General features: G+C 69.2%; 28 protein-coding genes. 24 read left to right on the forward strand and 4 right to left on the reverse strand.

Going from position 1 to position 26876, the window contains the following annotated elements; translation table 11 throughout:
- Positions 1-87: 87 nt before the first annotated feature.
- Together pknB and ACTJI8_RS00270 are read right to left on the reverse strand one after the other, a co-directional pair.
- Positions 88-2016, reverse strand: a complete 1929-nt coding sequence (pknB, locus tag ACTJI8_RS00265; RefSeq protein ID WP_440731426.1) for a Stk1 family PASTA domain-containing Ser/Thr kinase — start codon at positions 2014-2016, stop codon at positions 88-90.
- Positions 2017-2107: 91 nt separating this feature from the next.
- A complete protein-coding gene (locus ACTJI8_RS00270) occupies positions 2108-3130 on the reverse strand; it encodes a LysM peptidoglycan-binding domain-containing protein (RefSeq protein WP_440731427.1) in 1023 nt (340 codons plus the stop codon).
- 173 nt (positions 3131-3303) lie between these two features.
- Between ACTJI8_RS00270 and ACTJI8_RS00275 the strand changes: the two genes are divergently transcribed.
- On the forward strand, positions 3304-3654 hold the full coding sequence (locus ACTJI8_RS00275) for an Rv2175c family DNA-binding protein (protein WP_440731428.1): 351 nt from the start codon (positions 3304-3306) through the stop codon (positions 3652-3654).
- 86 nt (positions 3655-3740) lie between these two features.
- On the opposite strand, the gene ACTJI8_RS00280 is transcribed toward ACTJI8_RS00275, so the two are convergent.
- Positions 3741-4826 carry a polyprenyl synthetase family protein gene (locus tag ACTJI8_RS00280; RefSeq protein ID WP_440731429.1) on the reverse strand — a complete coding sequence of 362 codons (1086 nt, stop codon included), beginning with the start codon at positions 4824-4826 and terminating at the stop codon, positions 3741-3743.
- A 136-nt stretch (positions 4827-4962) separates the two neighbouring features.
- On the opposite strand from ACTJI8_RS00280, the gene ACTJI8_RS00285 reads away from it, so the two are divergent.
- From ACTJI8_RS00285 to ACTJI8_RS00375, 19 genes are all read left to right on the forward strand, one after another.
- The gene (locus ACTJI8_RS00285) at positions 4963-5334 is read left to right on the forward strand and encodes a DUF3040 domain-containing protein (protein ID WP_440731430.1); all 372 of its coding nucleotides are present in this window, start codon (positions 4963-4965) and stop codon (positions 5332-5334) included.
- Between the two features lie 263 nt (positions 5335-5597).
- The gene (gene mraZ, locus ACTJI8_RS00290) at positions 5598-6029 is read left to right on the forward strand and encodes a division/cell wall cluster transcriptional repressor MraZ (RefSeq protein WP_440731431.1); all 432 of its coding nucleotides are present in this window, start codon (positions 5598-5600) and stop codon (positions 6027-6029) included.
- Between the two features lie 108 nt (positions 6030-6137).
- Entirely contained in the window at positions 6138-7091 is a 954-nt protein-coding gene (gene rsmH, locus ACTJI8_RS00295) for a 16S rRNA (cytosine(1402)-N(4))-methyltransferase RsmH (RefSeq protein WP_440731432.1), read from the forward strand.
- Positions 7088-7663: a hypothetical protein gene (locus ACTJI8_RS00300; RefSeq protein WP_440731433.1), complete on the forward strand. Its 576-nt coding sequence runs from the start codon at positions 7088-7090 to the stop codon at positions 7661-7663. The genes rsmH and ACTJI8_RS00300 overlap by 4 nt, the downstream gene beginning before the upstream one ends.
- 59 nt (positions 7664-7722) lie before the next feature.
- Positions 7723-9501, forward strand: coding sequence for a peptidoglycan D,D-transpeptidase FtsI family protein (locus ACTJI8_RS00305; protein WP_440731434.1), 1779 nt, complete (start codon positions 7723-7725; stop codon positions 9499-9501).
- Between the two features lie 55 nt (positions 9502-9556).
- A complete protein-coding gene (locus tag ACTJI8_RS00310) occupies positions 9557-10969 on the forward strand; it encodes a UDP-N-acetylmuramoyl-tripeptide--D-alanyl-D-alanine ligase (protein ID WP_440731435.1) in 1413 nt (470 codons plus the stop codon).
- Positions 10966-12081, forward strand: a complete 1116-nt coding sequence (gene mraY, locus ACTJI8_RS00315; protein WP_440731436.1) for a phospho-N-acetylmuramoyl-pentapeptide-transferase — start codon at positions 10966-10968, stop codon at positions 12079-12081. The genes ACTJI8_RS00310 and mraY overlap by 4 nt, the downstream gene beginning before the upstream one ends.
- Positions 12078-13634: a UDP-N-acetylmuramoyl-L-alanine--D-glutamate ligase gene (gene murD, locus ACTJI8_RS00320; protein WP_440731437.1), complete on the forward strand. Its 1557-nt coding sequence runs from the start codon at positions 12078-12080 to the stop codon at positions 13632-13634. Before mraY ends, murD begins: the two co-directional genes overlap by 4 nt.
- Complete coding sequence (locus tag ACTJI8_RS00325) at positions 13597-14829, forward strand: peptidoglycan glycosyltransferase FtsW (protein WP_440731438.1); 1233 nt, start codon at positions 13597-13599, stop codon at positions 14827-14829. Before murD ends, ACTJI8_RS00325 begins: the two co-directional genes overlap by 38 nt.
- Entirely contained in the window at positions 14826-15899 is a 1074-nt protein-coding gene (gene murG, locus ACTJI8_RS00330) for an undecaprenyldiphospho-muramoylpentapeptide beta-N-acetylglucosaminyltransferase (RefSeq protein WP_440731439.1), read from the forward strand. Before ACTJI8_RS00325 ends, murG begins: the two co-directional genes overlap by 4 nt.
- A 67-nt stretch (positions 15900-15966) precedes the next feature.
- Complete coding sequence (murC, locus tag ACTJI8_RS00335) at positions 15967-17367, forward strand: UDP-N-acetylmuramate--L-alanine ligase (RefSeq protein ID WP_440731440.1); 1401 nt, start codon at positions 15967-15969, stop codon at positions 17365-17367.
- Positions 17368-17510: 143 nt separating this feature from the next.
- On the forward strand, positions 17511-18401 hold the full coding sequence (locus ACTJI8_RS00340) for an FtsQ-type POTRA domain-containing protein (RefSeq protein WP_440731441.1): 891 nt from the start codon (positions 17511-17513) through the stop codon (positions 18399-18401).
- Between the two features lie 166 nt (positions 18402-18567).
- The gene (gene ftsZ / locus ACTJI8_RS00345) at positions 18568-19731 is read left to right on the forward strand and encodes a cell division protein FtsZ (RefSeq protein ID WP_440731442.1); all 1164 of its coding nucleotides are present in this window, start codon (positions 18568-18570) and stop codon (positions 19729-19731) included.
- Positions 19728-20411 carry a YggS family pyridoxal phosphate-dependent enzyme gene (locus tag ACTJI8_RS00350; RefSeq protein ID WP_440731443.1) on the forward strand — a complete coding sequence of 228 codons (684 nt, stop codon included), beginning with the start codon at positions 19728-19730 and terminating at the stop codon, positions 20409-20411. The genes ftsZ and ACTJI8_RS00350 overlap by 4 nt, the downstream gene beginning before the upstream one ends.
- Before the next feature lie 39 nt (positions 20412-20450).
- Positions 20451-20951, forward strand: coding sequence for a cell division protein SepF (locus ACTJI8_RS00355; RefSeq protein WP_440731444.1), 501 nt, complete (start codon positions 20451-20453; stop codon positions 20949-20951).
- A gap of 3 nt (positions 20952-20954) precedes the next feature.
- A complete protein-coding gene (locus ACTJI8_RS00360; RefSeq protein ID WP_440731445.1) occupies positions 20955-21260 on the forward strand; it encodes a YggT family protein in 306 nt (101 codons plus the stop codon).
- A 169-nt stretch (positions 21261-21429) separates the two neighbouring features.
- On the forward strand, positions 21430-22005 hold the full coding sequence (locus ACTJI8_RS00365; RefSeq protein WP_440731446.1) for a DivIVA domain-containing protein: 576 nt from the start codon (positions 21430-21432) through the stop codon (positions 22003-22005).
- Positions 22006-22014: 9 nt separating this feature from the next.
- The gene (gene lspA, locus ACTJI8_RS00370; protein WP_440731447.1) at positions 22015-22704 is read left to right on the forward strand and encodes a signal peptidase II; all 690 of its coding nucleotides are present in this window, start codon (positions 22015-22017) and stop codon (positions 22702-22704) included.
- 2 nt (positions 22705-22706) lie between these two features.
- Complete coding sequence (locus ACTJI8_RS00375; protein ID WP_440731448.1) at positions 22707-23630, forward strand: RluA family pseudouridine synthase; 924 nt, start codon at positions 22707-22709, stop codon at positions 23628-23630.
- A gap of 31 nt (positions 23631-23661) precedes the next feature.
- On the opposite strand, the gene ACTJI8_RS00380 is transcribed toward ACTJI8_RS00375, so the two are convergent.
- A complete protein-coding gene (locus tag ACTJI8_RS00380) occupies positions 23662-24261 on the reverse strand; it encodes a TetR/AcrR family transcriptional regulator (protein ID WP_440731449.1) in 600 nt (199 codons plus the stop codon).
- A gap of 119 nt (positions 24262-24380) precedes the next feature.
- Here ACTJI8_RS00380 and ACTJI8_RS00385 point away from each other — a divergent pair, with 119 nt between their 5' ends.
- Genes ACTJI8_RS00385 through ACTJI8_RS00400 form a run of 4 tightly spaced genes read left to right on the forward strand, consistent with a single transcriptional unit; the run spans position 24381 to position 26872 of the window.
- Positions 24381-24995, forward strand: coding sequence for a DUF6230 family protein (locus ACTJI8_RS00385; RefSeq protein ID WP_440731450.1), 615 nt, complete (start codon positions 24381-24383; stop codon positions 24993-24995).
- An 11-nt stretch (positions 24996-25006) separates the two neighbouring features.
- Positions 25007-25555: a DUF6114 domain-containing protein gene (locus ACTJI8_RS00390; protein WP_440731451.1), complete on the forward strand. Its 549-nt coding sequence runs from the start codon at positions 25007-25009 to the stop codon at positions 25553-25555.
- A complete protein-coding gene (locus ACTJI8_RS00395) occupies positions 25552-26271 on the forward strand; it encodes a hypothetical protein (RefSeq protein WP_440731452.1) in 720 nt (239 codons plus the stop codon). The genes ACTJI8_RS00390 and ACTJI8_RS00395 overlap by 4 nt, the downstream gene beginning before the upstream one ends.
- A 28-nt stretch (positions 26272-26299) precedes the next feature.
- The gene (locus ACTJI8_RS00400) at positions 26300-26872 is read left to right on the forward strand and encodes a GNAT family N-acetyltransferase (RefSeq protein WP_440731453.1); all 573 of its coding nucleotides are present in this window, start codon (positions 26300-26302) and stop codon (positions 26870-26872) included.
- Positions 26873-26876: the final 4 nt, after the last annotated feature.

The raw sequence follows: 26876 nt of genomic DNA on the forward strand, positions 1-26876 counted from the left end.
AGGCCCGGCCACCGCGCAGCGGTGCCGGGCCTTCGCCGTGCCGGCGGACTGTCCCGCGGACCGCGTGCCTCACGGGTGTCGTCCGGGTCAGCCGGAGACCTTCACCCGGATCGTCGAGTTCTTGTCGACGCTGACGCCGGCCTTCGGATCCGTCCCGGTCACCTGGAACAGGCTCCACACGACCTCCGGCACGCTCGTCTGCGGGTTCAGTCCCGCATCGGTGAGCGTCTTCATGGCATCGGCGAGGTTCGCCCCCACCACGTCGGGCACGGTGACGGGCTCCGGTCCCTTCGACACGTTCAGCACGATCGTGTCCCCGGGGCGCCAGTTGCCGCCGCCGTCGCGGTCGCCGATGCCGATCACGCGGCCCTTCGGCACGCTGTCGCTGTACGAGGAGACCGAGCCCGAGTCGACGCCGAGCCCTACGGCCTTGAGCTTGCTGGTGGCATCGTCCACCGTCAGGCCCGACACGTCCGGAACCGGGCCCAGGGACGTCAGGAGGCGGATCTGATCGCCCTCGAAGATGCTGCAGCCCTCGCCGCACTCGTATCCTGCAGCGCCCGAACGAGGCGTGACCTCGGCGTTGATCACCAGGCCGCTGTCGGCGCCGGAGAACAGCGCCACGGAGTCCTGCATCTTCAGGTGGAACGGCGCGAGCGCCTTCTTCGCCTGATCCTCGGTCATCGCGTCGAGCTTCGGGAGGTCGTGCTTGGCGGGACCGGCGGAGATCAGCACGCTGACGCGAGCCTTCTTGTCCACGCGAGAGCCTGCCGCCGGATCCGTGCGGATCGCCTGCCCCTGCGGCACATCGAGAGAGTTCTCACTGCCCTGGACAGGGGTGAGCCCCTCCTTCGTGATCGCCGCCGCGGCGACCTCCCAGGTCTTGCCTGCGACCTCCGGCACCGAGATCTTCGAGCCGGGACCGGATCCGAACCACCAGCCGGTGCCGCCGGCGAGGACCGCCAGCAGCAGCACGAGCACCAGCAGCAACGCACCGCGCGAGCGCCGGTGCGCGGTGCGGCGACGGAGCAGCGTGGCATTGTCCAGCGGCGCCTCCGCGGCGGGAACCGCAGCCGTCGTGGTGGGGATGCCCGGCAGCACCAGGGTCTGATCCCCGGTGTCGCGCATCGGCACGACCGTGGTCTTCGCCGTCGTCGGGGCGGGGGCGACGCCCAGTTCCCGCTCGATCACGCGCAATCGGTCGAGCATCGCCTGTGCGTCGTCCGGGCGCTCGTCCGGCGTCTTCTCGGTCGCCCACAGCACGAGTTCGTCGAGCTGCTCCGGCACACCGGGATTGCGCACGCTGGGGCGCGGTACCGAGTCGGTCGCGTGCTGGAACGCGATCTGCATGGGCTGTTCGCCCTTGTAGGGCTGCTCGCCGACGAGCATCTCGTACAGCATGATGCCGAGCGCGTAGATGTCGCTGCGGGCGTCCGCTGTGCCGCGCGTGACGAGTTCGGGTGCGAGGTAGGCGATCGTGCCCATCAGCTGCGCGCCGGAGGCGGTGTTCGCCGTTGTCGCGCGGGCCAGGCCGAAATCGCCGATCTTGATGCGGCCGTCCTCTGCGAGCAGCACGTTCTCGGGCTTGACGTCGCGGTGCACGATTCCGGCGCGGTGCGCGGCGGCGAGGCCCGAGAGCACCGCGTCCATGATCGTGATGGTCTGCGGGACGGTGAGCCGGCGCTGCTCCCGCATGAGTTCGCGCAGCGTGATCCCGGGCAGGTACTCCATCACCAGGTAGGCGAGTTCGCCGTCCTGGCCCTGGTCGAAGACGTTGACGACGTGCGGGTCGGCGAGGCGCGCGGCCGCGCGCGCCTCCTGGATGAAGCGGCTCTGGAACACGGAGTCGTCGCTGAGGTGACCGTGCATGACCTTGAGCGCGATGCGCCGTTCGAGCCGCAGGTCGGTGGCGACGTACACGGTGGCCATGCCGCCACGCGCGATCCGTGCGCGGACCCGGTAGCGACCGTCGACGAGCCGCCCGATGAGGGGGTCGGCTTGTTGGCTGGTCGTCACGACAAGAGTCTATGGAGAACTCGCTGAGAGCCCGGGGAACGGCTCGCGTGCGCGTGCTTTTCCATTCGTCGGGAGCGGATCCCGCGGTGACTCAGCCGAGTGCGGCGAGCCAGCCGTCCGCCTGGGGCTCCCACAGCCCGTAGCGGGCGGGGAACGCGGAGATCTGCACGTCCTGCGCGGCTTCGCTGAAGCCGAGACCCTCCCAGCCCGGGATGTCCAGCAGCCCATTCGTGTGCGGGGTGCCCAGGTAGAAGGCCCTGATCGCGTAGTCCGCATCGGCGATCTGCTCCGGCGTGCCCCAGCCCGTGCTCGGGCGCTGCTGGAACAAGCCGATCGAGTCGCGATCCCCGGACGGCGTGTTCACCAGGCCGGACTCGACCATCGCCGTGGCCAGGGCGATGGCGATGCCGCGGTCGCTCACGCCCAGCTCACGACCGACGCGGATGATGTGCTGCGCGTTGGCCGTCTGCACGTCGTCGAGCACGACCTGCGGGGCGGTGTAGGTGTCCGCTGCGGGCTGGGGTGCGGGATCGACCGCAGCGGGAGCCGGCGCGGGGGCGGAGAAGCGCAGCGTCTGGCCGGGGTAGATGATCGAGTCGGGGGAGAGGCCGTTCGCCGCGTAGAGCTCGGCGAGCGTGATCCCGTGCTCGTGCGCGATCGACCACAGCGTGTCGCCGGCGACCACGTCGTAACCGGGGCCGGTGGTGTCCGCCGCGGGGGCGGGCGTCGCCGACTCGGCCACGGCAGGGGCAGGCGCCGGCGCCGTTCCGCCGAGGGAGAGCACTTGGCCGGGGTAGATGATCGAATCGGATCCGAGCCCGTTGGCCGCGTACAGGGCGGCGACGGTGGTTCCGTGGGCCTGAGCGATGTCCCACAGGGTGTCCCCGTCCTGCACGGTGTAGGAGGTGACAGGCACGAGTTCGGCCGGCGCCGTCCTCGCGGCGAGGGCAGCCGCGACCGCGCCGGTCGGCAGCGCGGTCAGCGGAGGCAGAGGGGTGCGAGCAGGCGTGTGAGCCTGGGCCGGCGCCGCCACGAGTGCGGTCGCCACGGTGGTCAGCAGCACCGTCGGCACAGTGAGGCCGAGAGCGCGGCGCGGACTGGATGTGGTCGTCATGGATCCCCCGATTCTGACGTCTGGTGCCGGTGCGCCACGTCGCGCATCGGCCCTACGACGGTGTCACGGATGTATATCCAAGTCAACTGAAGTGATGAATGTTAAAGGTGAGATCAACCGGGGAATCGAAGCCCGTGGCCGCCGTCCGGCCGCGGGGATGAGAACATTGCTGAGTGTCTGAAACGGAAACAGCGGCCCCGACGGCCGAATGGCTGACCCTCCCCGAACTCGTCGAGATCCTCGGTGAGCCGCTCGGGCGTGTGCACCGGCTCTTCGACGAGCAGCATCTCGTCGGATCGCGGCGCAACGGACCGCTTGCGGTTCCGGCCGTGTTCCTGAAGGATGACCAGCCGATCGGATCGCTGCGCGGCACGATCATCGTGCTCAGGGACGCCGGGTTCAGCGACGACGAGGTGATCGACTGGCTGCTCGCCGAGGAGGAGTCGATCGGTCGCGCCCCGATCGCCGCTCTGCGCGACGGCCACAAGAGCGAGGTGCGCCGGGTCGCACGCGGTCTGGCCTGATCCCACGGGCTTGCGTTCGGCCGCCCGCGTACTGATCTCGGTCGACGCGGTGGTCGGCGGGATCGTCGGGCAGCACCCCGCCGGAATCAGGCCGTGCGCTGGGTGGCGTCGCGGGCGAGTCCGCGCAGCAGCTCGAGCGCTCCGGCATCCAGTGGCGCTTCCTGCAGCGCCGCTTCGCCCGCCTCGGCGTACTCCACGATGAGCTGCTCCATGCGAGCGAGCGCTCCGGATTCCATGATGATGGCCTGCAGGCTCGCGATCTGATCCGCGGTGAGCTGCGGGTCTCCCAGCAGCTCGTCGACGAGACGCCGCCCTTGCGGCGCCAGAGCCTGGCGGGTCCATGCGATGAGCAGGGTGCGCTTGCCCTCGCGCAGGTCGTCGCCGGCCGGTTTGCCGGTGACCCGCTCGTCGCCGAAGACGCCGAGCACGTCGTCGCGCAGCTGGAACGCCATGCCGAGCGGATGCCCGAACGCGCGCAGCGCGGCCTGCTGCGCCCGATCGGCACCGGCGATCACCGCCCCGATCAGCAGCGGCTGCTCCACGCTGTATCGCGCCGCCTTCAGCGAGACGACGCGCAGGGCGCGTTCGGAATGGCCGTCGTCGGCGTTCACGCTCCATGCCGACTCCTCGGCGATGTCCAGGAACTGTCCGATCGTGACGTCGCGGCGCATCCGGGCGTATTCCGTGCGGACGGCGTCGGCGTGCGGACTCGCGGAGATCCCCGCCTCCAGCAGGTCGTCGCTCCACGCCACGAGCAGATCGCCGAGCAGCACGGCGGCGGCGCGGCCGAATTCCACGGCGCTGCCGCTCCACCCCTGTCCGACGTGCGCGGCCTCCAGCGCTCGATGTGCGGACGGCCGGCCCCGGCGGGTGTCGGAGTTGTCGATCAGGTCGTCGTGCACGAGCGCGGCCGACTGGAACACCTCGAGTGCCGCGCAGACGTCCCAGAGCGCGGTCGGCGCAGCGTCGATCCCGTTGAGGCCGGCGACCGAGGCCCATCCGGCATGGCAGAATCGCGCACGCAGGCGCTTGCCCCCGCGCAGCGTCGCCTCGGCGGATGAGACGAAGGCTGCGGCATCGGGGCCGTACGTCGCGGTCTCCTCGCGCACCTGGGCGACGAAGGCGTCGAGACGAGCGGAGACCTGGTCGATCACAGCGGTTGAGGATGCCACTGGATCAGCCTACTCAGCGCCACCGTACGGAACCGGACCGCATTCTGCAGGGTGATGCCCAACTCCCAGGCGAATCCCTACCCTGGGGCATCCCGGCACGCGTAGACTGGGTGGAAGACCACCCGAGGGGGATGAAATGCCACTCTCCGAACAGGAGCAGCGCCTGCTCGATGAGATGGAACGCCATCTCATGCAGAACGACGCCGACGTCGTTTCCGCGCATGCAGGAGACCGCGCGCTCAGCTATCGCAATCTCATCTACGGAGCCGTACTGCTGCTCGCCGGCGTCGGCGGCCTGATCGTGGGCGTCGTGGTGGGCAACATCGGCGGGATCATCATCGGCGTGGTGGCGTTCGCCGCCATGCTCGGCGGACTGATGCTCGCCCTGACGCCGGTCCACCACAGCGTCGGAGACGACGGGGCGCCCGGCACCAAGAGCAAAGAACCGTCCCCGTCGTTCATGGATCGCATGAACGATCGGTGGGACCGTCGGCACGAGGAGCGCTGACCTCGTCACCATGACCTTGTGAGGGTCCGGACGCCTCGGCGTCCGGACCCTCTGTCGTCCCCCCGGCTGTCCATTCGCCCGGAGTCCTCCTCTTTCCTCCACCATCCCCTCCACTTCGCTCCACAGGCCCTCGCTCCGCATGATCTCGCGGATCGGGGGCCTTCTTCGTGCTCTGCCCCTTGCTTTCCGAGACAGGAATAGGTATCGAAATGGAGGGAAGTGGAGTAAAGTGGAGGAAACGGCGGCGAAAGGGGGATAGGCGCATGTTGCTCGGCACGCATTCCCCCAAGCTCGACGACAAGGGCCGCGTCATCCTCCCCGCCAAATTCCGCGAAGATCTGGCCGGCGGCATCGTCGTCACCCGCGGACAGGACCGCTGCCTGTACGTGTTCAGCACCGCCGAGTTCGAGAGCGTGCACGAGCGCATCCGTCAGGCGCCGCTCGCGAACAAGGAGGCACGCGCCTTCCTGCGCATGTTCCTCTCGGGAGCGAGCGCCGAGATGCCGGACAGCCAGAACCGCATCACCATCCCCGCCCACCTGCGCACCTACGCAGGCCTCGGCAAGGAGCTGGTGGTCACCGGCGTCGGCGCGCACGCCGAGATCTGGGACGCGGCCGCGTGGAACGCGTACGCCGAGGGGCACGAGGACGCCTTCGCCGAACTCGAGGAGGAGGTGATCCCCGGCCTGTTCTGAGCCGACCCCTGACTGTGACTCCCAGCCGCTCCCGCCCCGGCGCACCTTCCCCGGTGCCGGGTCGAGCGGATGGGGATCAGGGTCAGGGACCGGAAGGCCGAAGGAACCATGGACATCCGTCGCATACACACCCCGGTGATGCTCGAGCGCTGCGTCGAGCTGCTTGCTCCTGCGCTGCAGCACGACGGGGCGGTCCTCGTCGACGCCACGCTCGGCATGGGCGGGCACTCCGAGGCGTTCCTCGAGCGCCTGCCCAACATCCGGCTGGTCGGCCTCGACCGCGACACCGACGCGCTGCGCATCGCAGGGGAGCGGCTGGCCCGCTTCGGTGATCGCGTGACTCTCGTGCACACCGTCTACGACGCGATCGGCACTCACGCCCAGGGTGCGTCGGGGATCCTGTTCGACCTCGGTGTCTCCTCGCTGCAGCTGGATGAGGCCGAGCGCGGCTTCGCCTATGCCAAGGACGCGCCGCTGGACATGCGGATGGATCAGTCGAGCGGCGTCACCGCCGCCGAGGTGCTCGCCACCTACAGCGAGGGCCAGCTGCGCCGGATCTTCGAGCGCTACGGCGAGGAGAAGCTCGCCGGACGCTACGCCCGGGCGATCGTGCAGGCACGCCAGACTGCGCCGCTGGAGCGCTCGGGACGCCTGGTCGAGGTGCTGCAGGACGCGACCCCTGCTGCGGTGGCGCGCGCAGGGCACCCGGCGAAGCGCGTGTTCCAGGCGCTGCGCATCGAGGTGAACCGCGAACTGAACGTGCTCGCGGACGCGATACCCGCCGCCATGGACGCCCTCGTCCTGGGCGGGCGCATCGTCGTGATGTCGTATCAGTCCCTGGAGGACCGGCTTGTCAAGCAGGCGTTCGCCGCCGCCTCCGCCTCGACGGCTCCCGCCGGACTGCCGGTGGAGCTGCCGGAGCACGCACCGCGGTTCAAGACCTTGACCAAGGGTGCGGAACTCGCCGACGAGGAGGAGCGCGCCGCCAACCCCCGTGCCATCCCGGTGCGCCTGCGCGCTGCAGAACGTGTGAGAGACGATCAGAGGAGGGCCGCGCGATGAGCCTGGCCGAGAACGCCCTGCTGCAGCCCGAGTTCGACGAGCCGCAGCGCTCGCGGCACCTCCAGGCGATCGAACGCCCCTCCCGACGCCGCCGTCCGCGTCTGGCGTACGCCATCGTCGCCCTCGTCGGAGCGGCCCTCATCGCCGGCGCGCAGATCGCCCTGACCATCGCGACCACGCAGGATTCGTTCGCGGTCGCGAAGCTGACCCAGGAGAACAAGCAGCTCACCTGGCAGGCGCAGGCCGCCGCGCAGGACCTCGACGGGATCAGCTCGCCGCAGTCCCTCGCCGCGGAGGCGAGCAAGCTCGGGCTCGTGGTCGGCGGCAGCGCGAGCTATCTGCGGCTGAGCGACGGCGGAGTCATCGGCGCCGCCGGGGCTGCGCCGTGGGCCTCCACGGTCAACCCCACCGGCTCGAACGCGGTGCCGAACGCCCTGGTCCACGACACGCCGCCCGCCACCGCGACCAAGCCCGGGGGTGCAGGCGTAGAACCGAAGGCACAGGAGACCGCTCCCGTGCAGGCGGAGGCTCCGCCGACGGCCGAAGGCTTGCCGAGCCCGACCATCCGCTGACCGAGCCGCCGGCTCTCAGCCCAGACGATGACAGACCGCGAGCCCCGGACGGAGATCCGATGACACCCCGAGCCAGCCGGACCCCGCGCCGGCGGACCGTCCTCGCCCTCGCTGTGATCCTCGCGGTCATGTGCGGCTTCCTGGTGCGCCTCGTCGACATCCAGGTGGTCAGCGCGTCCGCCACGGTCAAGCAGTCGGTGAAATGGAGCCTCGGCAGTACGCGAGAGATCGACGGGGCCCGGGGGAAGATCGTCGACTCCAACGGCACCGTGCTCGCTGAGAGTCAGCTCGTCTACGACCTTCAGATGGATCCCTACACGATGACGCAGCTTCAGGAAGCGAAGACCAGGCCCAAGCTGCCCTGGGCCAAGGCTTCCGACAAGATCGCTGCCATCATCGGCGAGAGCGGTGACGCGATCCGCAAAGAAGTAGCGGATGCACTGAAGGCGAACCCGGAATCGCAGTACGTGATGCTGAAGCGGGGACTCAGCACGGACCAGTTCCTCAAGCTTCGTGCCCTCGACCTGGCCTATCTCTGGCCGATGCCGCGGTCCGTGCGGGTGTATCCGAACGGCGCCGTCGCGGGCAACCTGATCGGCTTCATCGCAGGCAATGGCGACAAGGAGGGTCTCGAGGAGGCCCAGAACCAGTGCCTGAGCGCGACGAAGGGCCAGGAGACCTACCTGCAGGGCAAGGACGGCGTCGTCATCCCCGGTAGCCAGAGCGAGACCCCGGCGGTCGACGGCGGGACCGTGCAGCTCACGATCAACACCGAGCTGCAGTGGTATCTGCAGCAGATGATCTCCGAGGAGGTCAAGGCGCAGGCGGCGAAGGCCGGCACCGTGACTGTCGTCGAGGTCGGCACGGGCAAGATCCGCGCCGCCGCCGAGTTCCCGACCGTCGACCCCAACGACCCCGGCGCCGCGAACCCCGAAGACCGCGGATCGCGGATCTTCTCGACGAGCTTCGAGCCCGGATCCACATTCAAGGCCATCACGGCGGCTTCTGTCATGGAGTACGCGAACGCGAACGCCTCGACCAGGATCACGGGCGCCTCCAGCCACGAGGAGTTCCCGAACGGCGCGGTGATCAACGACGCGTTCGAGCACCCGGCCTACGACTACACGCTCGCGGGTGCCCTCATCGACTCCTCGAACGTGGCGCTGTCGAAGTTCGGCGACATGGTCACCGACCAGCAGCGCTACGACGAGCTGGTCAAGTTCGGAGTGGGCAGCAAGACCGCGATCGACTTCCCCGGTGAGACTTCCGGAGTCATCCACCCGGTCAAGGACTGGGACTACCAGTCGCACTACACGACCACGTTCGGCCAGTACTACACCGTCACCGCTCCGCAGGTCGCGAGCGCATACCAGGCCATCGCGAACGGCGGGGTGAAGGTCCCGCTGTCCCTGGTGGAATCCTGCACCGACGCGTCGGGCAAGGTCACCGAAGCGCCCGCCCCGAAGCCGCAGCGCGTCTTCGATGCGGCCAAGGACGCCGAGCTCAGCCGCATGATCGAGAACGTGGCCGAGCAGGGCAGCGTCTCGGACCTGATCAAGGTCCCCGGCTACCGCATCGCCGCCAAGACCGGAACCGCCCAGAAGCCCGATCCGGAGACCGGCGCTTACAAGGAGGGGATCTACTTCACCAGCATGGTGGGATACGCCCCTGCCGACCACCCGGAGTACGTCGTCGTGGTCACCCTCGACGAGCCCACTAGGGTAACCTCGTCTGCGGCCACCGCGCCCGCCTTCCAGAAGGCGATGACGCAGGTGCTGAAGACCTATCGCGTGCAGCCCTCCACCACACCCATGGAACCGCTGCTGCCCAAGTACTAATGATGGCCGTCGTCGCTTCGGAGCGATGGCGTCGCCCTCGGAGGATCCCATCCCCATGATCGCTCTGTCTCTCGCGGAGATCGCCGAGATCGTCGGCGGCGACCTGCGCCCCGCCGCAGGTCACGATCCCGCATCGATCGTCTCCGGCGTCGTCGACACCGATTCTCGTCAGATCTCGCCCGGCGGCATCTTCGTCGCCAAGCCCGGTGAGCAGACCGACGGCCACCGGTTCGTGGGCGCCGCGATCGAGAACGGCGCCGTGCTGGCGCTCGTCGAGCACGCCGTCGACGAGGCGATCTCGCAGATCGTCGTGCCCGATGTCGTCGACGCCATCGCGGAACTGGCCCGTGCGGTCGTCGCCAAGGTGCGGGCGGCAGGCGACCTGCGCATCGTCGGCGTCACCGGATCCAACGGCAAGACCACCACGAAGAACTTCCTCGCACGGATCCTGCAGGACGAGGGCGAGACGATCGCGCCGATCGCCTCGTACAACAACGAAGTCGGCGCGCCGCTCACCATGCTGCGGATCACCCCCACCACCCGCTTCCTGGTGTGCGAGTTCGGCGCCAGCGCGCCGGGCGAGATCGCGCGCCTGGCCGGGCTCGTGACTCCCGACGTCGTGATCGAGCTCATGGTCGGACTCGCGCACGCGGGCGGTTTCGGCGGCATCGAGGAGACGGCACGGGCCAAGGCCGAACTGGTCAAGGCTGCGGCCCACGGTGGCACCGCCGTGCTGAACCTCGACGACCCGCGCGTAGCGGGCATGGCGCCGCTCGCCGAGGAGCGCGGCCTGCAGATCGTCGGCTTCGGCCAGACCCCCGCGGCAGACGTGCGCGCGGCCGAGATCGACGTCACCGCATCCGGGACGTCCTGCATCGTGCACGTGGACGGGCAGGCGCTGCCGCTGCGTCTGCAGGTGCTCGGCGCGCACCACGTGAACAACGCGATCGCGGCGATCGCTGCGACCGGCGCACTCGGCGTCGCGCCTGCCGACGCCATCGCGCGCCTGGAGACCGTGCAGCTCGCCGAGCGGTGGCGCATGCAGCCCATGGGCGGCGCCGACGTGCGCATCATCAACGACGCGTACAACGCGAGCCCCGACTCCATGGCGGCCGCGCTGCGCACCCTCGCGCAGATCACCGGTCCGGACGAGCGCACCGTCGCCGTGCTGGGCGCGATGAGCGAGCTCGGCGAGACGGCCGGCGACGAGCACGACCGGATCGGGCTGCTCGCCGTGCGCCTGAACATTCAGCGCATCGTCGTGGTCGGCGCGGAGGCGCGCCGGCTCTACCTCGCGGCTGTGGGCGAGGGCTCGTGGGACGGTGAGGCCGTGCATCTCGCCGACGCCGACGCCGCCTTCGAGTACCTCCGGGGTGAGCTGCGCCCCGGCGATCGCGTGCTCGTGAAGTCGTCCAACTCCGCCGGACTCCGGTTCCTCGGCGATCGTCTGGGAGAATCGTTCTCGTGAGATCCCTGCTTACCTCCGCCGCGATCTCCCTCGCGTTCACGCTCCTGCTGACGCCGGTGTTCCTCCGGCTGTTCCGGAAGTGGGGCTGGGGACAGGTCATCCGCACGCCGGAGTCGATCAGCAACCCCAGCCATCAGGCCAAGCGGGGCACGCCGACCATGGGCGGCGTCATCTTCATCCTCGGCACCGTCGTCGGCTACGGCGTCGGCACCTTCACCGGCGGGAGCTATCCGACGGCCTCCGGGCTGCTCGTGATCTGGCTCATGCTGGGCTTCGGCGCGGTCGGCTTCATCGACGACTACATGAAGCTGCGCCGGCGCAACAGCCTCGGGCTCTCGGGCTGGCGCAAGATCGTCGGGCAGGTGCTGGTCATGGTGCCGTTCGGCATCGTCGCGCTCACGGTGCGCAGCCCCTCCGGCAACACCCCCGCGAGCGGTTTCGTCTCGCTCTTCCGCGACATCCCCGTGCTGTGGCTGTTCGCGCTGGGCCCCATCGTCGGCTGGTTGCTGTACCTGCTCTGGATCTCGCTGATCGGCATCGCGACCTCCAACAGCGTCAACCTCACCGACGGCCTGGACGGCCTGGCGGCCGGCTGCGCCGTGTTCGTGATCGGCGCCTACAGCCTCATCTCGTTCTGGCAGTTCAAGCAGTCCTGTGCCGCCGAGTCGCTGTCGCCGTCGTCACTGGCAGGCTGCTACGACGTCGCGCATCCGTTCGACCTCGCCGTGATCTCGGCGTCGTTCGTCGGCGCGCTGATCGGCTTCCTGTGGTGGAACGCGCCCAAGGCGAAGGTCTTCATGGGCGATGTCGGATCCATGTCCATCGGCGGCGTGATCGCGGCGCTCGCGATCCTCACCCGCACCGAGCTGCTTCTCCTGCTCCTGGCGGGCGTCTTCATCATCGCCTCCGGTTCGGTGATCGTGCAGCTGGCCTACTTCAAGCTCACCCGCGGCAAGCGCCTGTTCTTGCAGAGCCCGTTCCACCATCACCTCGAGATGCGCGGCTGGCCCGAGGCCACGATCGTGGTGCGGATGTGGATCATCGCCGGTCTGCTCTCCGTGTCGGCGTTCGGCCTGTTCTACGTCGAGTGGCTGCGGCTGACCAGCTCATGACCCGTGATCTCGATGTCCTGACCAGCTGGCACGCCGACTGGCGGGGCCTGCGGGTCGCCGTGCTCGGCCTGTCCGTGACCGGGTTCTCGGTCGCCGACACCCTGACCGAGCTCGGCGCGGAGGTCCTGGTGCTTTCCGAGAGCGCCACCGAGGAGTACGAGCGCCTGGTGCCGCTGATCGGCGCCCAGCTGTGGATCGGCGATCTCGGATCCGTTCCGGAACAGCTCGTCGAGTTCGCGCCGGAGATCGTCATCGCCTCGCCGGGCTTCGCGCCCGCACATCCCGTGATCGCGTGGATCCGCACGCAGCCGATCGCTCTGTGGGGCGACATCGAGCTCGCCTGGCGCGTGCGGGACAAGGTCCTCCGCGACGACGGCACACCCGCGGAGTGGGTGCTGATCACAGGGACCAACGGCAAGACCACCACGACCCAGCTCACTGCGACGATGCTCGTCGCCGGCGGTCTGCGCGCCGCCCCGTGCGGCAACATCGGCGTGCCCGTCCTCGACGCGGTGCGCGACCCCGGCGGCTTCGACGTGCTCGTGGTCGAACTGTCCAGCCACCAGCTCTGGTACCTCGGGCGCTCCGACCCCGCAGGGCAGCCGGTGCCGTGGGCGGCCACGTGCCTCAACCTCGCGGACGACCACCTCGTGTGGCACGGCAGTGCCGAGGCGTACCGCGATGCCAAGGCGGTCGTGTACCGCAATACGCGCGTCGCCTGCGTGTACAACAAGGCCGACGCGGCCACGCAGCGCATGGTCGAGGACGCCGACGTCATCGACGGCGCCCGCGCGATCGGATTCGGGCTGGGGATCCCGGGGCCCAGCGACCTGGGCGTTGTCGAGGGCATCCTCGCCGATCGCGCGTTCCTCGACGACCGCCATCACAGCGCCCTCGAGCTCACGACCGTGGCGGATCTCGCCGCGCACGGATTGAACGCCCCGCACATCGTGCAGAACATCCTCGCCGCGGCGGCGCTCAGCCGGTCGCTCGGGGTCGAGCCCACCGCGATCAGAACGGCGCTGGACGGATTCCGCCTCGATGCGCATCGCATCGAGGTCGTCGCGCGTTCCGCGGGGATCACCTGGGTGGATGATTCCAAGGCCACGAACCCGCACGCCGCCCAGTCATCGCTGCGGGCGTTCCCCGGGGCGATCTGGGTCGTCGGCGGGGATCTGAAGGGCGTCGACCTGTCGGAGCTGGTGGCCGGCGCGGGCGCGACCGCTCGGGCGGCCCTCGTGATCGGCGTCGACCGGACGCACCTGCTCGAGGTGTTCGCGCGACACGCGCCCGCGGTGCAGGTGCTGGAGGTCGTCCCCGGCGACACTGAAGAGGTCATGACCCGCGTCGTCGAATTGGCTGCGGGCATCGCCCGGGAGGGGGACACCGTGCTCCTCGCTCCGGCGGCGGCGTCCTTCGACCAGTTCGCGAGCTATGCGGATCGCGGCCACCGCTTCGCCGAGGCGGTGCGGCAGTGGATCGATCAGGGACGGTCGAGCGAGCAGGGGAGCGCCGATGACGCAGGTGGCACCACGCCCGACGCCGGCTCCTGAGCCTCGCGTCGACGGACTCGCCGCGCGCGTCCGTCTGGGGCGGGTCTTCCGCCCCGTGTCCACCGAGTTCGCGCTGATCGCCTCGACGTCGCTGCTGCTGACGGTGTTCGGCCTGGTGATGATCCTCTCGGCATCGAGCGCGAACGCGGTCGAGGGCGGCCAGGATCCCTTCGCGATCGTCATGACGCAGGCCCTCGTCGCGGCCATCGGCGTCCCGCTCATGTTCCTGATGAGCCGGTTCCCCATCACGTTCTGGAAGCGCACGGCCTGGCTCATCCTGATCGGTGCTGTAGGGCTGCAGATGCTCGTCTACACGCCGCTCGGGTATGCGAACGACGGCAACACGAACTGGCTGAGGATCGCGGGCCAGGTGGTGCAGCCCTCCGAGTTCATCAAGCTCGCCCTCGCCGTGTGGGCCGGCTTCATCCTGTGGCGCAAGCAGGACCTGCTCGGACGCTGGAAGCACGTGTTCATCCCGCTGATCCCGGTCGGCTTCCTCGCCATCGCCGCCGTGCTCGGCGGCAAGGACCTCGGCACCTCGATGATCCTCTTCCTGATCATCCTCGGAGCACTGTTCTTCTCAGGGGTGCGGCTGCGGCTCTTCATCCTGCCGCTGCTGATATCCCTGGCCGCGGTGCTCGGATTCGCCTTGGCCGACGAGCGGCGGCGCGCCCTGATCCTCGGCGTCTTCGATGCTTCGAACGACACGAGCTGCTATCTGAGCACCTGCTATCAGCAGGTGCATGCGATCTGGGGCATGGCGAACGGCGGCATCTTCGGCCTGGGGCTCGGCAACTCGCGCGAGAAGTACGGATGGCTCCCTGCCGCCTCGAACGACTACATCTTCGCGATCGTGGGCGAGGAGCTGGGCCTGATCGGCTGCGGGCTCGTGCTCGCCCTGTTCGTCCTGTTCGCCGTCGCCGTGTTCCGCATGGTGCGCAAGACCGACGACCTGTTCGTCCGCGTCACCTCCGGCGGCATCGTGGTGTGGATCCTCTCGCAGGCACTCATCAACGTCGGCGTCGTGCTGCGCATCTTCCCCGTGCTGGGCGTTCCGCTGCCGTTCATGTCGCAGGGCGGCACCTCGCTGCTGTCCGTGCTGCTCGCCTGCGGCGTGCTCCTCTCCTTCGCCCGCACGCTGCCGGCGCCCGCGCAGAGGCCGGCCGCAGGCCGGTCCGGTACGCTCCTGAAGTGACCACGTATCTTCTGGCCGGCGGCGGGACCGCGGGCCACGTCAATCCGCTGCTCGCCGTCGCCGACGGCCTGCACGCTCGTGATCCCGAGTCGTCCGTGCTGGTGCTCGGCACCCGTGAGGGCCTGGAATCGCGGCTGGTGCCGCAGCGCGGTTACGACCTGCTCACGATCGACAAGGTGCCGTTCCCGCGCCGCCCGAACGGCGCAGCGCTGGCCTTCCCGGTGCGGTTCTCGCGCGCCGTGAAACAGGTGCGCTCCTATATCCGCGAGCACGGGGTGGACGCGGTGATCGGCTTCGGCGGATACGCCTCGGCACCCGCGTACGTCGCGGCGCGGCGCGAGCGCGTCCCCTTCGTCGTGCACGAGGCCAACGCCCGCCCCGGCATGGCGAACGTGCTGGGCGCCCGCACCGCGGCGGCCGTCGGCGTCGCCTTCCCCGGCACGCCCCTGCGCCGCGGCGAGGTCGTCGGCATGCCACTGCGCCGGGAGATCGTCGACCTGAACCGCTCCGCCCTCCGCACCGAGGCCGCGGCGGAGTTCGGGCTGGATCCCGATCGCCCTGTGCTGCTCGTGTTCGGCGGCTCGCTCGGCGCACAGCGCCTGAACGAGGCGATCGCAGGATCCTGGCAGGACGTCCTCGACACGGGGTGGCAGATCCTGCACGCGACCGGCGATCGTTCCGAGATGTCGGATCCGGGTGCTCCCGGGTACACCATGCGCCGCTACCTGGACCGGATGGATCTCGCGTTCGCCCTGGCGGATCTGGTCCTCTCCCGCTCCGGCTCGGCGACCGTGAGCGAGATCAGCGCCCTCGGCATCCCCGCGATCTACGTGCCCTACGCCGTCGGCAACGGCGAACAGCGGCTGAACGCCGCAGCCGCGATCGATGCGGGCGCCGCCGTGCTGATCGAGGACGGGCAGCTCACTCCCGAGCGCGTGCGGAGGGAGGTGGTCCCGCTGCTGCGGGACACGGATCGCCGTGCGGAGATGAGGCGGGCGGCCGAGAGCGTGGGATCGCGCACCGGGACCGAGGACCTCATCGCCCTCGCCGACCGCGCGCTGGCGCGCTGAGCCCCTCCAGCCCTGACCCGGCGAGCCGGGCGCCGCCCCGCTCGCCCCGACTTAGGATTATTCAGTCATGATCAGACCCGACCTCTCCCTGCCGATTCCGGACGACATCACCGCCGCGCACTTCATCGGCATCGGCGGCTCCGGCATGTCCGGACTCGCCCGGATGTTCCTCGATGCGGGCATCCGCGTCTCCGGCAGCGATCGCGCGGACAGCGCCAACCTGCGGGCGCTCGCCGACCTCGGTGCCGAGGTGCACGTGGGTCATGACGCGGCGAACCTGGGCGACGCCGACACCGTCGTGCACACCGGCGCGATCTGGCCGGAGAACCCGGAGTTCGTTCTCGCCAAGGAGCGGGGACTGCATGTGATCCACCGGTCGCAGGCGCTGCACTGGCTGATCCGCGGGCGCCGCCTCGTCTCCGTGGCGGGCGCGCACGGCAAGACCAGCTCGACGGGCATGATCGTCACCGCGCTGCGCGAGCTCGGCGCCGATCCGAACTTCGTCAACGGCGGCGTGATCGAGCAGCTGGGCACCTCCAGCTCCTCCGGCGCCGACGATCTGTTCGTGATCGAGGCCGACGAGTCCGACGGCACGTTCCTGCTCTACGACACCTCGGTCGCCCTGATCACGAACGTCGACCCGGATCACCTGGACCACTACGGATCCGACGAGGCCTTCCACGAGGCGTTCGTGACCTTCGCGAACGCGGCGGGCGAGGCCGTCGTGATCTCGAGCGATGACGCCGGCGCCCTCCGCGTGCGAGCGGGGATCACGCATCCGAATGTCATCTCGTTCGGGCTCGCGGAGGACGCGGACCTGCGGGTCACCGACATCGTGACCGACGGTCCGGTCGCCGCGACCCTGACCTTGCGCGGCGCCTCCGCCCGCATGCAGCTCGCGGTGCCCGGCGTGCACAACGCGATCAACGCCGCGGGTGCCGTCGCCGTGCTCACGACGCTGGGGTACGAGCTGGCCGACGCCGCTCGCGCCGTCGAGGGCTTCGCGGGGACCGTGCGCCGGCTCGAGCTGCACGGCGTCGCCCGGGGCGTGAGCGTCTACGACGACTACTCGCACCACCCGACCGAGGTGCGCGCTGCACTGGATGCCATGCGCACGATCGTCGGCGACGGCCGCATCATCGCGATCCAGCAGCCGCACACCTATTCGCGTACTCAGCACATGTACCGCGAATTCGCCGAAGTGCTCGAGACCGGTGCCGACCACACCGTCATGCTCGACGTGTACGGAGCCCGGGAGGATCCGGTTCCGGGAGTCACCGGTGAACTGGTCAGCGGCGCCTTCGCGGACCCGGATCACGTGCACTACGTCGCGGACTGGCAGCAGGCCGCCGACTACACGGCGTCCGTCGCGCGCGAGGGCGACTACGTGATCACGCTCGGCTGCGGCAACGTGTATCAGATCATCCCGCAGGTGCTGGATGCGCTGCGCGCCACCGCCGAGGGCTGACCGTGCGCCGGCCGTCCGCGATCCCCGCTTCGGCGCCTCCGGTCGAGCCGGAGCGTCCCGTTTCGGCAGAGCCGTCAGACGGCCCGTCGGCGCGTGCGTGGGGGCGGCAGACGGAAGTCGGGATCGCCGCGGCGGAGCCTGAGGTGACGTCGACGACGTCGGCCGACCGGAACGCGAAGTCGTTGATCCCTCTCGAGCGGGGAGGGACCGCCGAATCCTCGACGGTGCAGGACCGCGCGGTGGAAGCCGACCGGTCGGCGATGCAGGACGAGGCGCCGCTGACCGCGCGCGACCTCTGGCAGGCGACCCGGGCACGCCGGAAGGCGCTGCGCACGGAGATCCGCCGCTTCACCCAGCGTTCCCGGCGACGCCGCATCGGCTGGATCATCGGCGCCGCCCTCGCACTCCTCATCGTGGGCGGAAGCGTCGGCGCGGCGTACAGTCCGCTGTTCGCGGTGCAGACGATCACCGTCGAGGGGACGAGTTCACTCAAGGCGGGAGACGTGCAGAAGGCACTGTCGGGGCAGGTCGGCCGGCCGCTCGCGCTCGTCGACGCCAGCGCCGTCAAGGCCGCTCTGGTCAGATTCCCGCTGATCGAGACCTACCGTCTGGAGGCGCACCCTCCGCACGACCTCGTGGTTCGGATCGTTGAGCGCACGCCTGTCGGCGTGATCCAGCAGAGTGACGGGCGGTTCACGGTCGTCGATGTCGCAGGGGTCGTGCTCTCGACCAGCGAGGAGCAGCCTGCCGGATACGCGTTGATCGACGTCAGCGGCGGCACGGCGTCCAAGGCGTTCGCGGCGGTCGGCACGGCACTGCGAACACTGCCCGCCGAGCTGCGCGGCCAGGTCGCCGGCGCCGCCGCGTCCACTCCGGATGACATCGTGCTGCAGCTGAACGGCGGCGCCAAGGTGGTGTGGGGGAGTGCGGAGCAGTCCGCACTCAAGACTCGGTCCCTGCAGGCGCTGATGAAGGCGAATCCGGACGCGGCGTCGTACGACGTGTCCTCTCCGGGCGTCGGCATCGTCGGCTGAGCACGAATATCCGAAACGATCGCGCGCAGGCGCGTGTCGCTTGGCTCCTGCGCGCCGTGTGCCGCTTACCTTCGATCAAAGAGAAAGCAATACCGGGAAATACTTTAACCTTCTGCTTGAGGTTTAAGGTTTCCGGCCCGGGGCTCGACATACATCGGAGGACGGGATGAGCCAGAACCAGAACTACCTTGCCGTGATCAAGGTCGTCGGTGTCGGCGGTGGTGGCGTCAACGCCGTCAATCGCATGATCGATCTCGGCCTGCGCGGCGTCGAGTTCATCGCGATCAACACCGACGCGCAGGCGCTGCTCATGAGCGACGCGGACGTCAAGCTCGACGTCGGTCGTGATCTGACCCGCGGTCTCGGCGCCGGCGCCGATCCCGAGGTCGGACGTCGGGCCGCGGAGGACCACGCTGAGGAGATCGAGCAGGCGCTGACCGGCGCCGACATGGTCTTCGTGACGGCGGGAGAGGGCGGCGGCACCGGAACGGGCGGCGCCCCGATCGTCGCGCGCATCGCGAAGTCGATCGGCGCGCTGACGATCGGCGTCGTCACCAAGCCGTTCTCCTTCGAGGGCCGCCGTCGCCAGTCGCAGGCCGACGCGGGCGTGGCCAAGCTGAAGGAAGAGGTCGACACCCTCATCGTGGTGCCGAACGACCGTCTGCTCGAGATCAGCGACCGTGGGATCTCGATGATCGAGGCGTTCGCGACGGCGGACCAGGTGCTGCTCGCCGGTGTGCAGGGCATCACCGATCTGATCACCACTCCCGGTCTCATCAACCTCGACTTCAACGACGTCAAGTCGGTCATGCAGGGAGCGGGATCCGCGCTCATGGGCATCGGCTCGGCGCGCGGCGCGGACCGCGCGATCAAGGCCGCCGAGCTCGCGGTCGAATCGCCTCTGCTGGAGGCGTCGATCGAGGGCGCGCACGGCGTGCTGCTGTCGATCCAGGGTGGATCGAACCTCGGCATCTTCGAGATCCACGACGCCGCGGATCTGGTCAAGGAGGCCGCGCACCCCGAAGCCAACATCATCTTCGGAACGGTCATCGACGACACCCTCGGCGACGAGGTGCGCGTCACGGTGATCGCCGCCGGCTTCGACAGCGGTGAGCCCACGCTGCGCCTGGACCCGCAGATCTTCTCGCGCACGACCACTCCTGCGGTCGCCGAGAAGCCTGCCGTCGAGGAGCGCGAGGATTCGGCGCAGGCCGAGGAGGCGCCGCGCGAGACCGTTTCGGTGTCCGCGCCGTCGATCCCTCCGGTGCACACGAGCATCGAGCCGGCCTTCGACGAGAGCGACCTCGACATCCCCGAGTTCCTGAAGTGAGCTCGGTTGCCGAGCGGCTGTCCGCGATCGATGCAGCGATCGCGGACGCCGCACGGCTCGCGGGACGGGATCCCGCGGAGATCACGCGCATCGTCGTGACGAAGTTCCACCCCGCGTCGCTCGTGAGCGAGCTCTACGGTCTCGGCGTCCGAGAGGTGGGGGAGAATCGCCAGCAGGAGCTCTCCGCGAAGACGGAGGCCCTTGCGGGGCTGGATGATCTGCGCTGGCATTTCATCGGGCAGGCGCAGACGAACAAGGCCGGTGCGATCCGCCGGGCGGCGCAGGTCGTGCACTCGGTGGACCGCCTGCGACTCGCGGAGGCGCTCGATCGTGCGGCGACCGACGACGTGCTGCTCGATGTCCTGCTGCAGATCAACCTCACCGACGACCCGGGCCGCGGGGGAGTCCCGCCGGCGGAGATCGAGCGGCTCGCCGAGCAGGTGCTCGCGCTGCCGACGCTGCGTTTGCGCGGCGTGATGGCCGTCGCGCCGCTCGACGAGGACCCGGCTGCGGCGTTCGCCCGAGTGCATGAGTCCGCGCAGCGCCTGCGCACGGTCGCGCCGGGAGCCGCTTGGATCTCGGCCGGCATGACCGGCGATTTCGTCGAGGCGATCGCGGCAGGCGCGACACACCTACGCATCGGCACCGCAATCACGGGGGCACGACCCGCACAGGGTTAGCCTCGACACAGAACCACCCCTACACGTTCGGAGGACACGATGGGGAACCCGCTGAAGAAGACCATGGTGTACCTCGGCCTCGCCGATGAGGAAGAGGTCTACGAGGAGACTGCTCCGGCCGCGCACAGCGCTCGCCAGGAGCAGGTCCGGCACGAGCCCGTCCGTCGGGAAGAGGTGCGTCGTGAGCGTGATGAGGCCAAGCCGGCTCCGGTCACGCCGCTGCGTCGCCCGACCGCGGTGCGTCAGCCCGCTGCGGGCGTCGTGAACGAGATCCTCACCGTGCACCCGAAGCAGTACCGCGACGCCCAGGTCATCGCGGAGAGCTTCCGTGACGGGATCCCGGTGATCATCAACCTCTCGCAGATGAGCGACGCCGACGCGCGCCGTCTGATCGACTTCGCAAGCGGGCTGTCTCTCGGCCTCTACGGCCGCATCGAGCGCGTGACGAGCAAGGTCTTCCTACTGTCGCCGGAGAGCATCGCGGTGTCGGGGCAGGGCGGGATGGCCGGGGGCGACGAGCCCGCGCTCGCGCACTCCTGACACGTGGTGGTGCCGCCCGCGGTCTCCGTGATCGCAGCGATTCTGAACATACTGCTGCTGCTGTACCTGCTCACGCTGTTCGCTCGGCTGATCCTGGACTACATCCCCATCTTCAACCGCTCATGGCGCCCCCGTGGTGCCGGACTGATCGCGGCTGAGATCGTCTACACGCTCACCGACCCGCCGATCAGGATGTTCCGACGCCTCATTCCTCCGCTGAGGATCGGACCCGTCTCGCTGGACCTGGGCTTCACGCTCACGATGATCATCGTGCTGATCCTGATGTCGATCACGCGATCCTTCATCTGATCGTCTGTCGCTGTTCATCTGATTGTTCCTTGCCCCCCATCTGATCGTCTGTTGCCGCGTGCCGTCGCTGCACAGGGATCGGACGGCTATGCTTTTCTGAAGGTGCACGCCGAGGGGCAGGCGCCATTTCCACCCGGCCACCGAGAACTCATCGAAAGAGGAGCCACCCATGGCACTGACCCCGGATGACGTCGTCACCAAGCAGTTCCAGCACGTCCGTTTCAAGGACGGCTTCGACCCGGACGAGGTCGACGACTTCCTCGACGAGGTCGTACTCGAGTGGCGTAAGGCCCTCGACGAGAACGCGGAGCTGAAGGCCAAGCTGGCCGCCTACGAGTCCGGCGAGAAGGCTGCGCCCGCGGCCGAGGCGCCGGTCGCTGCGGCACCCGCTCCCGTCGCCGCGCCGGTCGCGGAGACCGGTGCTCCTGCGGCCGCGACCGCCGGCATCATCGAGCTGGCGCAGCGCCTGCACGACGAGCACGTCGCCGAGGGCAAGTCCCAGCGCGACCAGCTCATCGCGGACGCCAAGGCACAGGCGTCGAAGATCCTCGCGGACGCCGAGCAGAAGCAGCGCGAAGAGACCGCCCGTCTCGAGCGCGAGCGCAACGTGCTCGAGAGCAAGATCAGCGAACTGCACACGTTCGAGCGGGATTACCGCACGCAGCTTCGCAGCTACATCGAGGGTCAGCTCCGCGACCTCGACGAGAAGGGCGGCCCCAACGGGGACGCCTCCTCCGCGCAGTAAGGAGCCCCGTTGACCCGGCGTCAACCGCTTCACGGTTCGGCGGCCGGCGCGATCATTGCGATTCTCGCAGTGCTCGTGCTGGCCGCCGATCAGTTTGTGAAGCATCTCACCATCACGAACCTCCCGCTGGAGCAGACGGTCCCCGTTCTCGGCGGCTTCCTGCAGCTCTTCTACGTCCGCAATTCCGGGGCCGCGTTCTCCATCGGCGCCGGTTACACGTGGATCTTCACCATCGCCCTCGCCGTCGTCGCGTGCGTGATCGTGTGGAAGGCGTTCGCGGTGCGCGCACGCCTGTGGGCCGTCGTGCTCGGGGCACTCCTCGGCGGTGTGCTCGGGAACCTCACCGACCGCGTCTTCCGTGAACCGGGCTTCGGCGTCGGACACGTCGTCGACATGATCTCGATGCCGTGGATGCTGCCGGCGATCTTCAACGTCGCGGACATCTTCATCGTCAGCGGCATGATCTCGATCGCCTTGCTGATCATCACAGGCCTCCGCCTCGACGGCACCCGTGAGCGGGATCACAAGGCTGAGTCGGCCGCTGAACCGTCCGACCATGACACATCGGGATCCGACCGCATCGACGATGACTCCGCCGGGACCGAAGGCGCATCTGCCGACATCGCTGCCCAGGACGTGGCGACGAGTGCCGATCCGCAGAGCCCCGCTCGGCGCGACGGTGCAGGATCCGAGGCCTGATCGTGGAATCGCGCTCTCTTCCGGTCCCGGACGGACTGGACGGTGTCCGTGTCGATGCGGCGCTGGCGAAGATGCTCGGGTTCTCCCGCACGTTCGCGGCAGAGGTCGCCGAGGCCGGGGGAGTGGCGCTCGATGGTGTCGTCCTGGGCAAGTCGGACAAACTGCGCGCCGGCGGCTGGCTCGACGTGGAATGGGCGCCCAAACAGGAGCTCCGGATCGAACCCATCGCGGTGCCGGAGCTCGGCATCGTCTATGACGACGACGACATCGTGGTGGTCGACAAGCCCACCGGGGTCGCTGCGCACCCGTCCGTGGGCTGGGAGGGCCCGACGGTCGTCGGCGCTCTCGCCGCAGCAGGCTTCCGGATCGCCACCAGCGGGGCGCCCGAGCGTCAGGGCGTCGTACATCGCCTCGACGTCGGAACCAGCGGCCTCATGGTGGTTGCGAAGACCGAGGCGGCCTACTCCGCACTCAAGCGGGCCTTCAAGGAGCGCACGGTCGAGAAGATCTACCACGCGGTCGTGCAGGGGCACCCGGATCCGCTCGCAGGCACGATCGACGCTCCGATCGGGCGGCATCCGAACCACTCCTGGAAGTTCGCGGTGATCCCTGACGGCAAGCCGTCGGTCACCCATTACGAGACGCTCGAGGCGTTCCCCGGCGCATCGCTGCTGGAGATCCACCTCGAGACCGGCCGGACGCACCAGATCCGCGTGCACATGGCCGCGCACAGGCACCCGTGCGTGGGGGACCCGCTGTACGGTGCCGACCCGACCCTGTCGGCGCGGCTGGGCCTGACGAGGCAGTGGCTGCACGCGCACCGGCTCGGTTTCGCGCACCCCACCACCGGGGAGTGGGTCCAGACGGAGTCTCCGTACCCCGCCGATTTCCGGCACGCGCTGGACGTGCTCCGCGGCGAGGACTGAGTCTTCGGCATCCGCGTTCGGATCCGAGGGATCAGAGTGGCAGCTCGCCTGTCGCCGACACCACGCCTTCAAGCGTCGCCTCCAGGAACCGGACGACCACCTCGGGGTCCTCGTCGCGGTCGATGACGAGGCTGATCAGTGTCTCCTCGGTGAAGGAGACCCAGGCGCGCAGGGCGACGCGGAGCCCCGGGGTGTCCGGCGTGCCGAGTTCGGTGAACGCGTCGAGAAGACGCGCGGCGTTGAGGTCACGCGACTCGTCGACCACGCGCCGGACGGCGGGGTCGCCGCTCGCGATCCCGCGCACCAGAGAGTGGAACGTGCCCTGATGCTGGCGCACGAACTCCGTGATGCGCAGCAGAGTGTCGCGCACTCGCGCCCGCGGCTCCAGGTCATCGCGCGGCTCGGAGGCGAGCAGCAGACTGTCCCTCGCCATGGTCACCACCGCGAGGTGCATGCCCTGCCTGGTCTCGAAGTAGTGGAACAGGAGAGGCCGTGACACTCCGGCGCGCTGGGCCAGCACGTCCATCGTGAGTTCGTCCAGGGAATGCTCGGCGAGGAAGTTCACCCCGGTCGCGACGAGCTGCGCACGACGCTCCTCAGGAGTGAGTCTGGCGCGTCGCAGGTCGGGCATGCCCCGAGCCTAGCGGGATGCGCAGCGATGGCCGTGTCCGGTATTGACTCTGAGTCAACGGGCAATATACTCGACCAGGTGAACGCCGCCATCGCAGCCGGCGCACTGGAGGAGGATCGATGAAGTTCCCGAAGTCCGACCGTGTCCGCAAGTTCGGGTCATCCCACGCAGGCCGTATCGCCCTCGTCGCCATTCCGGCGGGCGTGGTCGCCGCAGCGCTGATGGGCGGCGTCGCCCAGGGCGCGGTACCCGTGTCGTTCGCCGTATCGGGGAGCCAGTTCCAGATCGGCGCCTCCCAGCTCGAGGGCACCGGTTTCTCGCAGTACGCCGGTGTCGCGAAGGACACGGAGGGCAAGGAGCACACCGTCGCCATCGCGAACATCAAGAGCGCCACGCTCAACGACCTCTGCCAGTCGGTGATCACCGACACGCCGCTCGGCAAGGTCGGCGTGCTCATCAAGGCGGGTGGCAACGGCAACCCGGCGTCTGCCAGCGATCTGCAGATCGGCATGACCGGCCTCAAGGGCGACGCCTCCTTCGGTGCGATCCGCATCGGCGTGGACGCCTCCACCGTCAACACCGAGGCGAAGGGCTCCGCCGGTGACTTCGCTCAGGACGCCGACACCGTCTCGATCAAGAACCTGCAGCAGACGGCCTGGAGCACTCAGGCCTCGGTGTTCACCCTCACGGGCATGACGCTGGAGCTGACGGACGGTTCGCAGGGATGCTTCTGAACGAGGCCACGATGACCGACGAGACCAGCGCATCCGGATCCGCACGGCGTGATCGTCGGGATGCCGCGGCTCCCGTGCTGCGGCCGGTGCGCAACGGGGCAGAGTCCGCGCCGGCCGTCGTCGCGGGTGGCGTCGACCACACCGTCGATGCGAGCGCCGCGCCGGAGGTGATGTCGTCCGCGCGAGGATTCCGGCACTGGCGGCGGCAGCGTCCGTTCATCGGGGGACTGCTCGTCGCCGTCGGCGGAATCGAGATGTTCTTCTCCGGTCAGCTCGACATCGGGCATCTGCACGTCCAGCTGGGCATCGAGGGGCTGCAGGCGACGATCATCCCGATCGCGCTGCTGCTGCTCGGGATCCTCGGGATCACGATGCCCGCGCACCATGTCTTCTACGGCATCCTGGCCCTGGTCGTCGCCATCTACTCGCTGATCGGAGTGAACCTCGGCGGCTTCATCGTAGGGATGCTCCTGGCCGGGACCGGGGCGGTGCTCGTCGTCGCCTGGATGGGGCCGCGCGATCCCGTGGTCGCGGGCGGATCCGAGGAGGCGGCATCGTGAAGGCGCAGCGCCGCCACGGTGCCGTACTCCTGGCATCGCTCGCCCTCGTCGCGCCGATGATGCTCGGCGCCGCCGCTGTTCCGGGGTCGCAGCCGGCTGGGCTGTGCATCCCGCTGCTGTGGTGCCCCTCCCCGAGCCCGACGCCGACGACGCCCCCGCCGACATCCGGCCCTTCCGTGCCAGGGCTCCCCGCCGTGCCGGGAGCTCCGACGACCCCCGGCGCCACGACGCCGAGCGTTCCAGGAGGTGCCGCGCCGACGCCCGCTCCGACCCCTGTCGTGGCGGCGGAGGACGAGGGCGCTCCGATCTTCACGAAGACCCCGGCCTCCATGGGGTCGCAGGGACTGTCGTTCACCGGGCTGAGCGGCATCGCGATCGTGGACGTGCCGACGATCGACGGCGGCACGGTTCGCACCCTGAAGATCTCGGCGGACTCGATCACGATCTCCGGGTTCTCGCTCACGGTCCGCCCGCCGGACAAGGCCGGACTCGTGACGAACGCCGACACGATGACCCTCACCGGCCACGTGAGCGTGTATCTGGGCTCGATCACGGCGACCACCCAGGACGGCCGTGGCCTGACCCTGGGAACCGACACACCACCTCCTCTGGACGATGTGAAGCCCGGCCTGCTGCGTGTCACGATGGGCCTCGTGGGCACCGTCGCGGACTCGATCAGCTATACGAACACGGACCAGCGCATCGTCGAACCGTGATGTCTGCCCTCCGGGGCAGACTGGGGACATGAGCATCGAGGTTCGCCCCGCCACCGTCTTCGACGACGTCGCGACGGTCGTGGGGCCGAAGAACCCGACATCGCAGTCCTGTTTCTGCCTGAGCTATCGGATCCCCAGCAAGGAGAGCCAGGCGCTGCGCGGCGAGGCCAGAGCGGCGAGGGTTCGCGAGCTGTGCGAGCAGGATCCGGCGCCGGGAGTGATCGCCTACCTCGACGACGAGCCGGTGGGGTGGGCGGCGGTGCACCCGCGGTGGGATACGAGCTTCGCGCGCAACAAGCTGATCCCACTCGTCGACGACCTCGACGTATGGTCGCTGTGGTGTCTGCGTGTGCGACCGGGGTACCGGAAGCAGGGCATCACGCACACGCTGATCGACGGAGCCGTCGCCTATGCGCGGGACAGCGGCGCGCCGGCGATCGAGGGGTACCCGGTAGACAACCGGGGTGCGAAGGTCGATCTGACGATGGCCTATGTCGGCACGCGGTCGCTGTTCGAGTCGGCCGGCTTCACAAAGGCTGCGGACACCGGATCCGTGATCAACGGGTTTCCTCGGGTGCTGATGCGTCTGGATCTGCGCTGAGCAC

It is taken from the genome of Microbacterium sp. 22303 (assembly GCF_052045265.1).
Classification (GTDB): domain Bacteria; phylum Actinomycetota; class Actinomycetes; order Actinomycetales; family Microbacteriaceae; genus Microbacterium.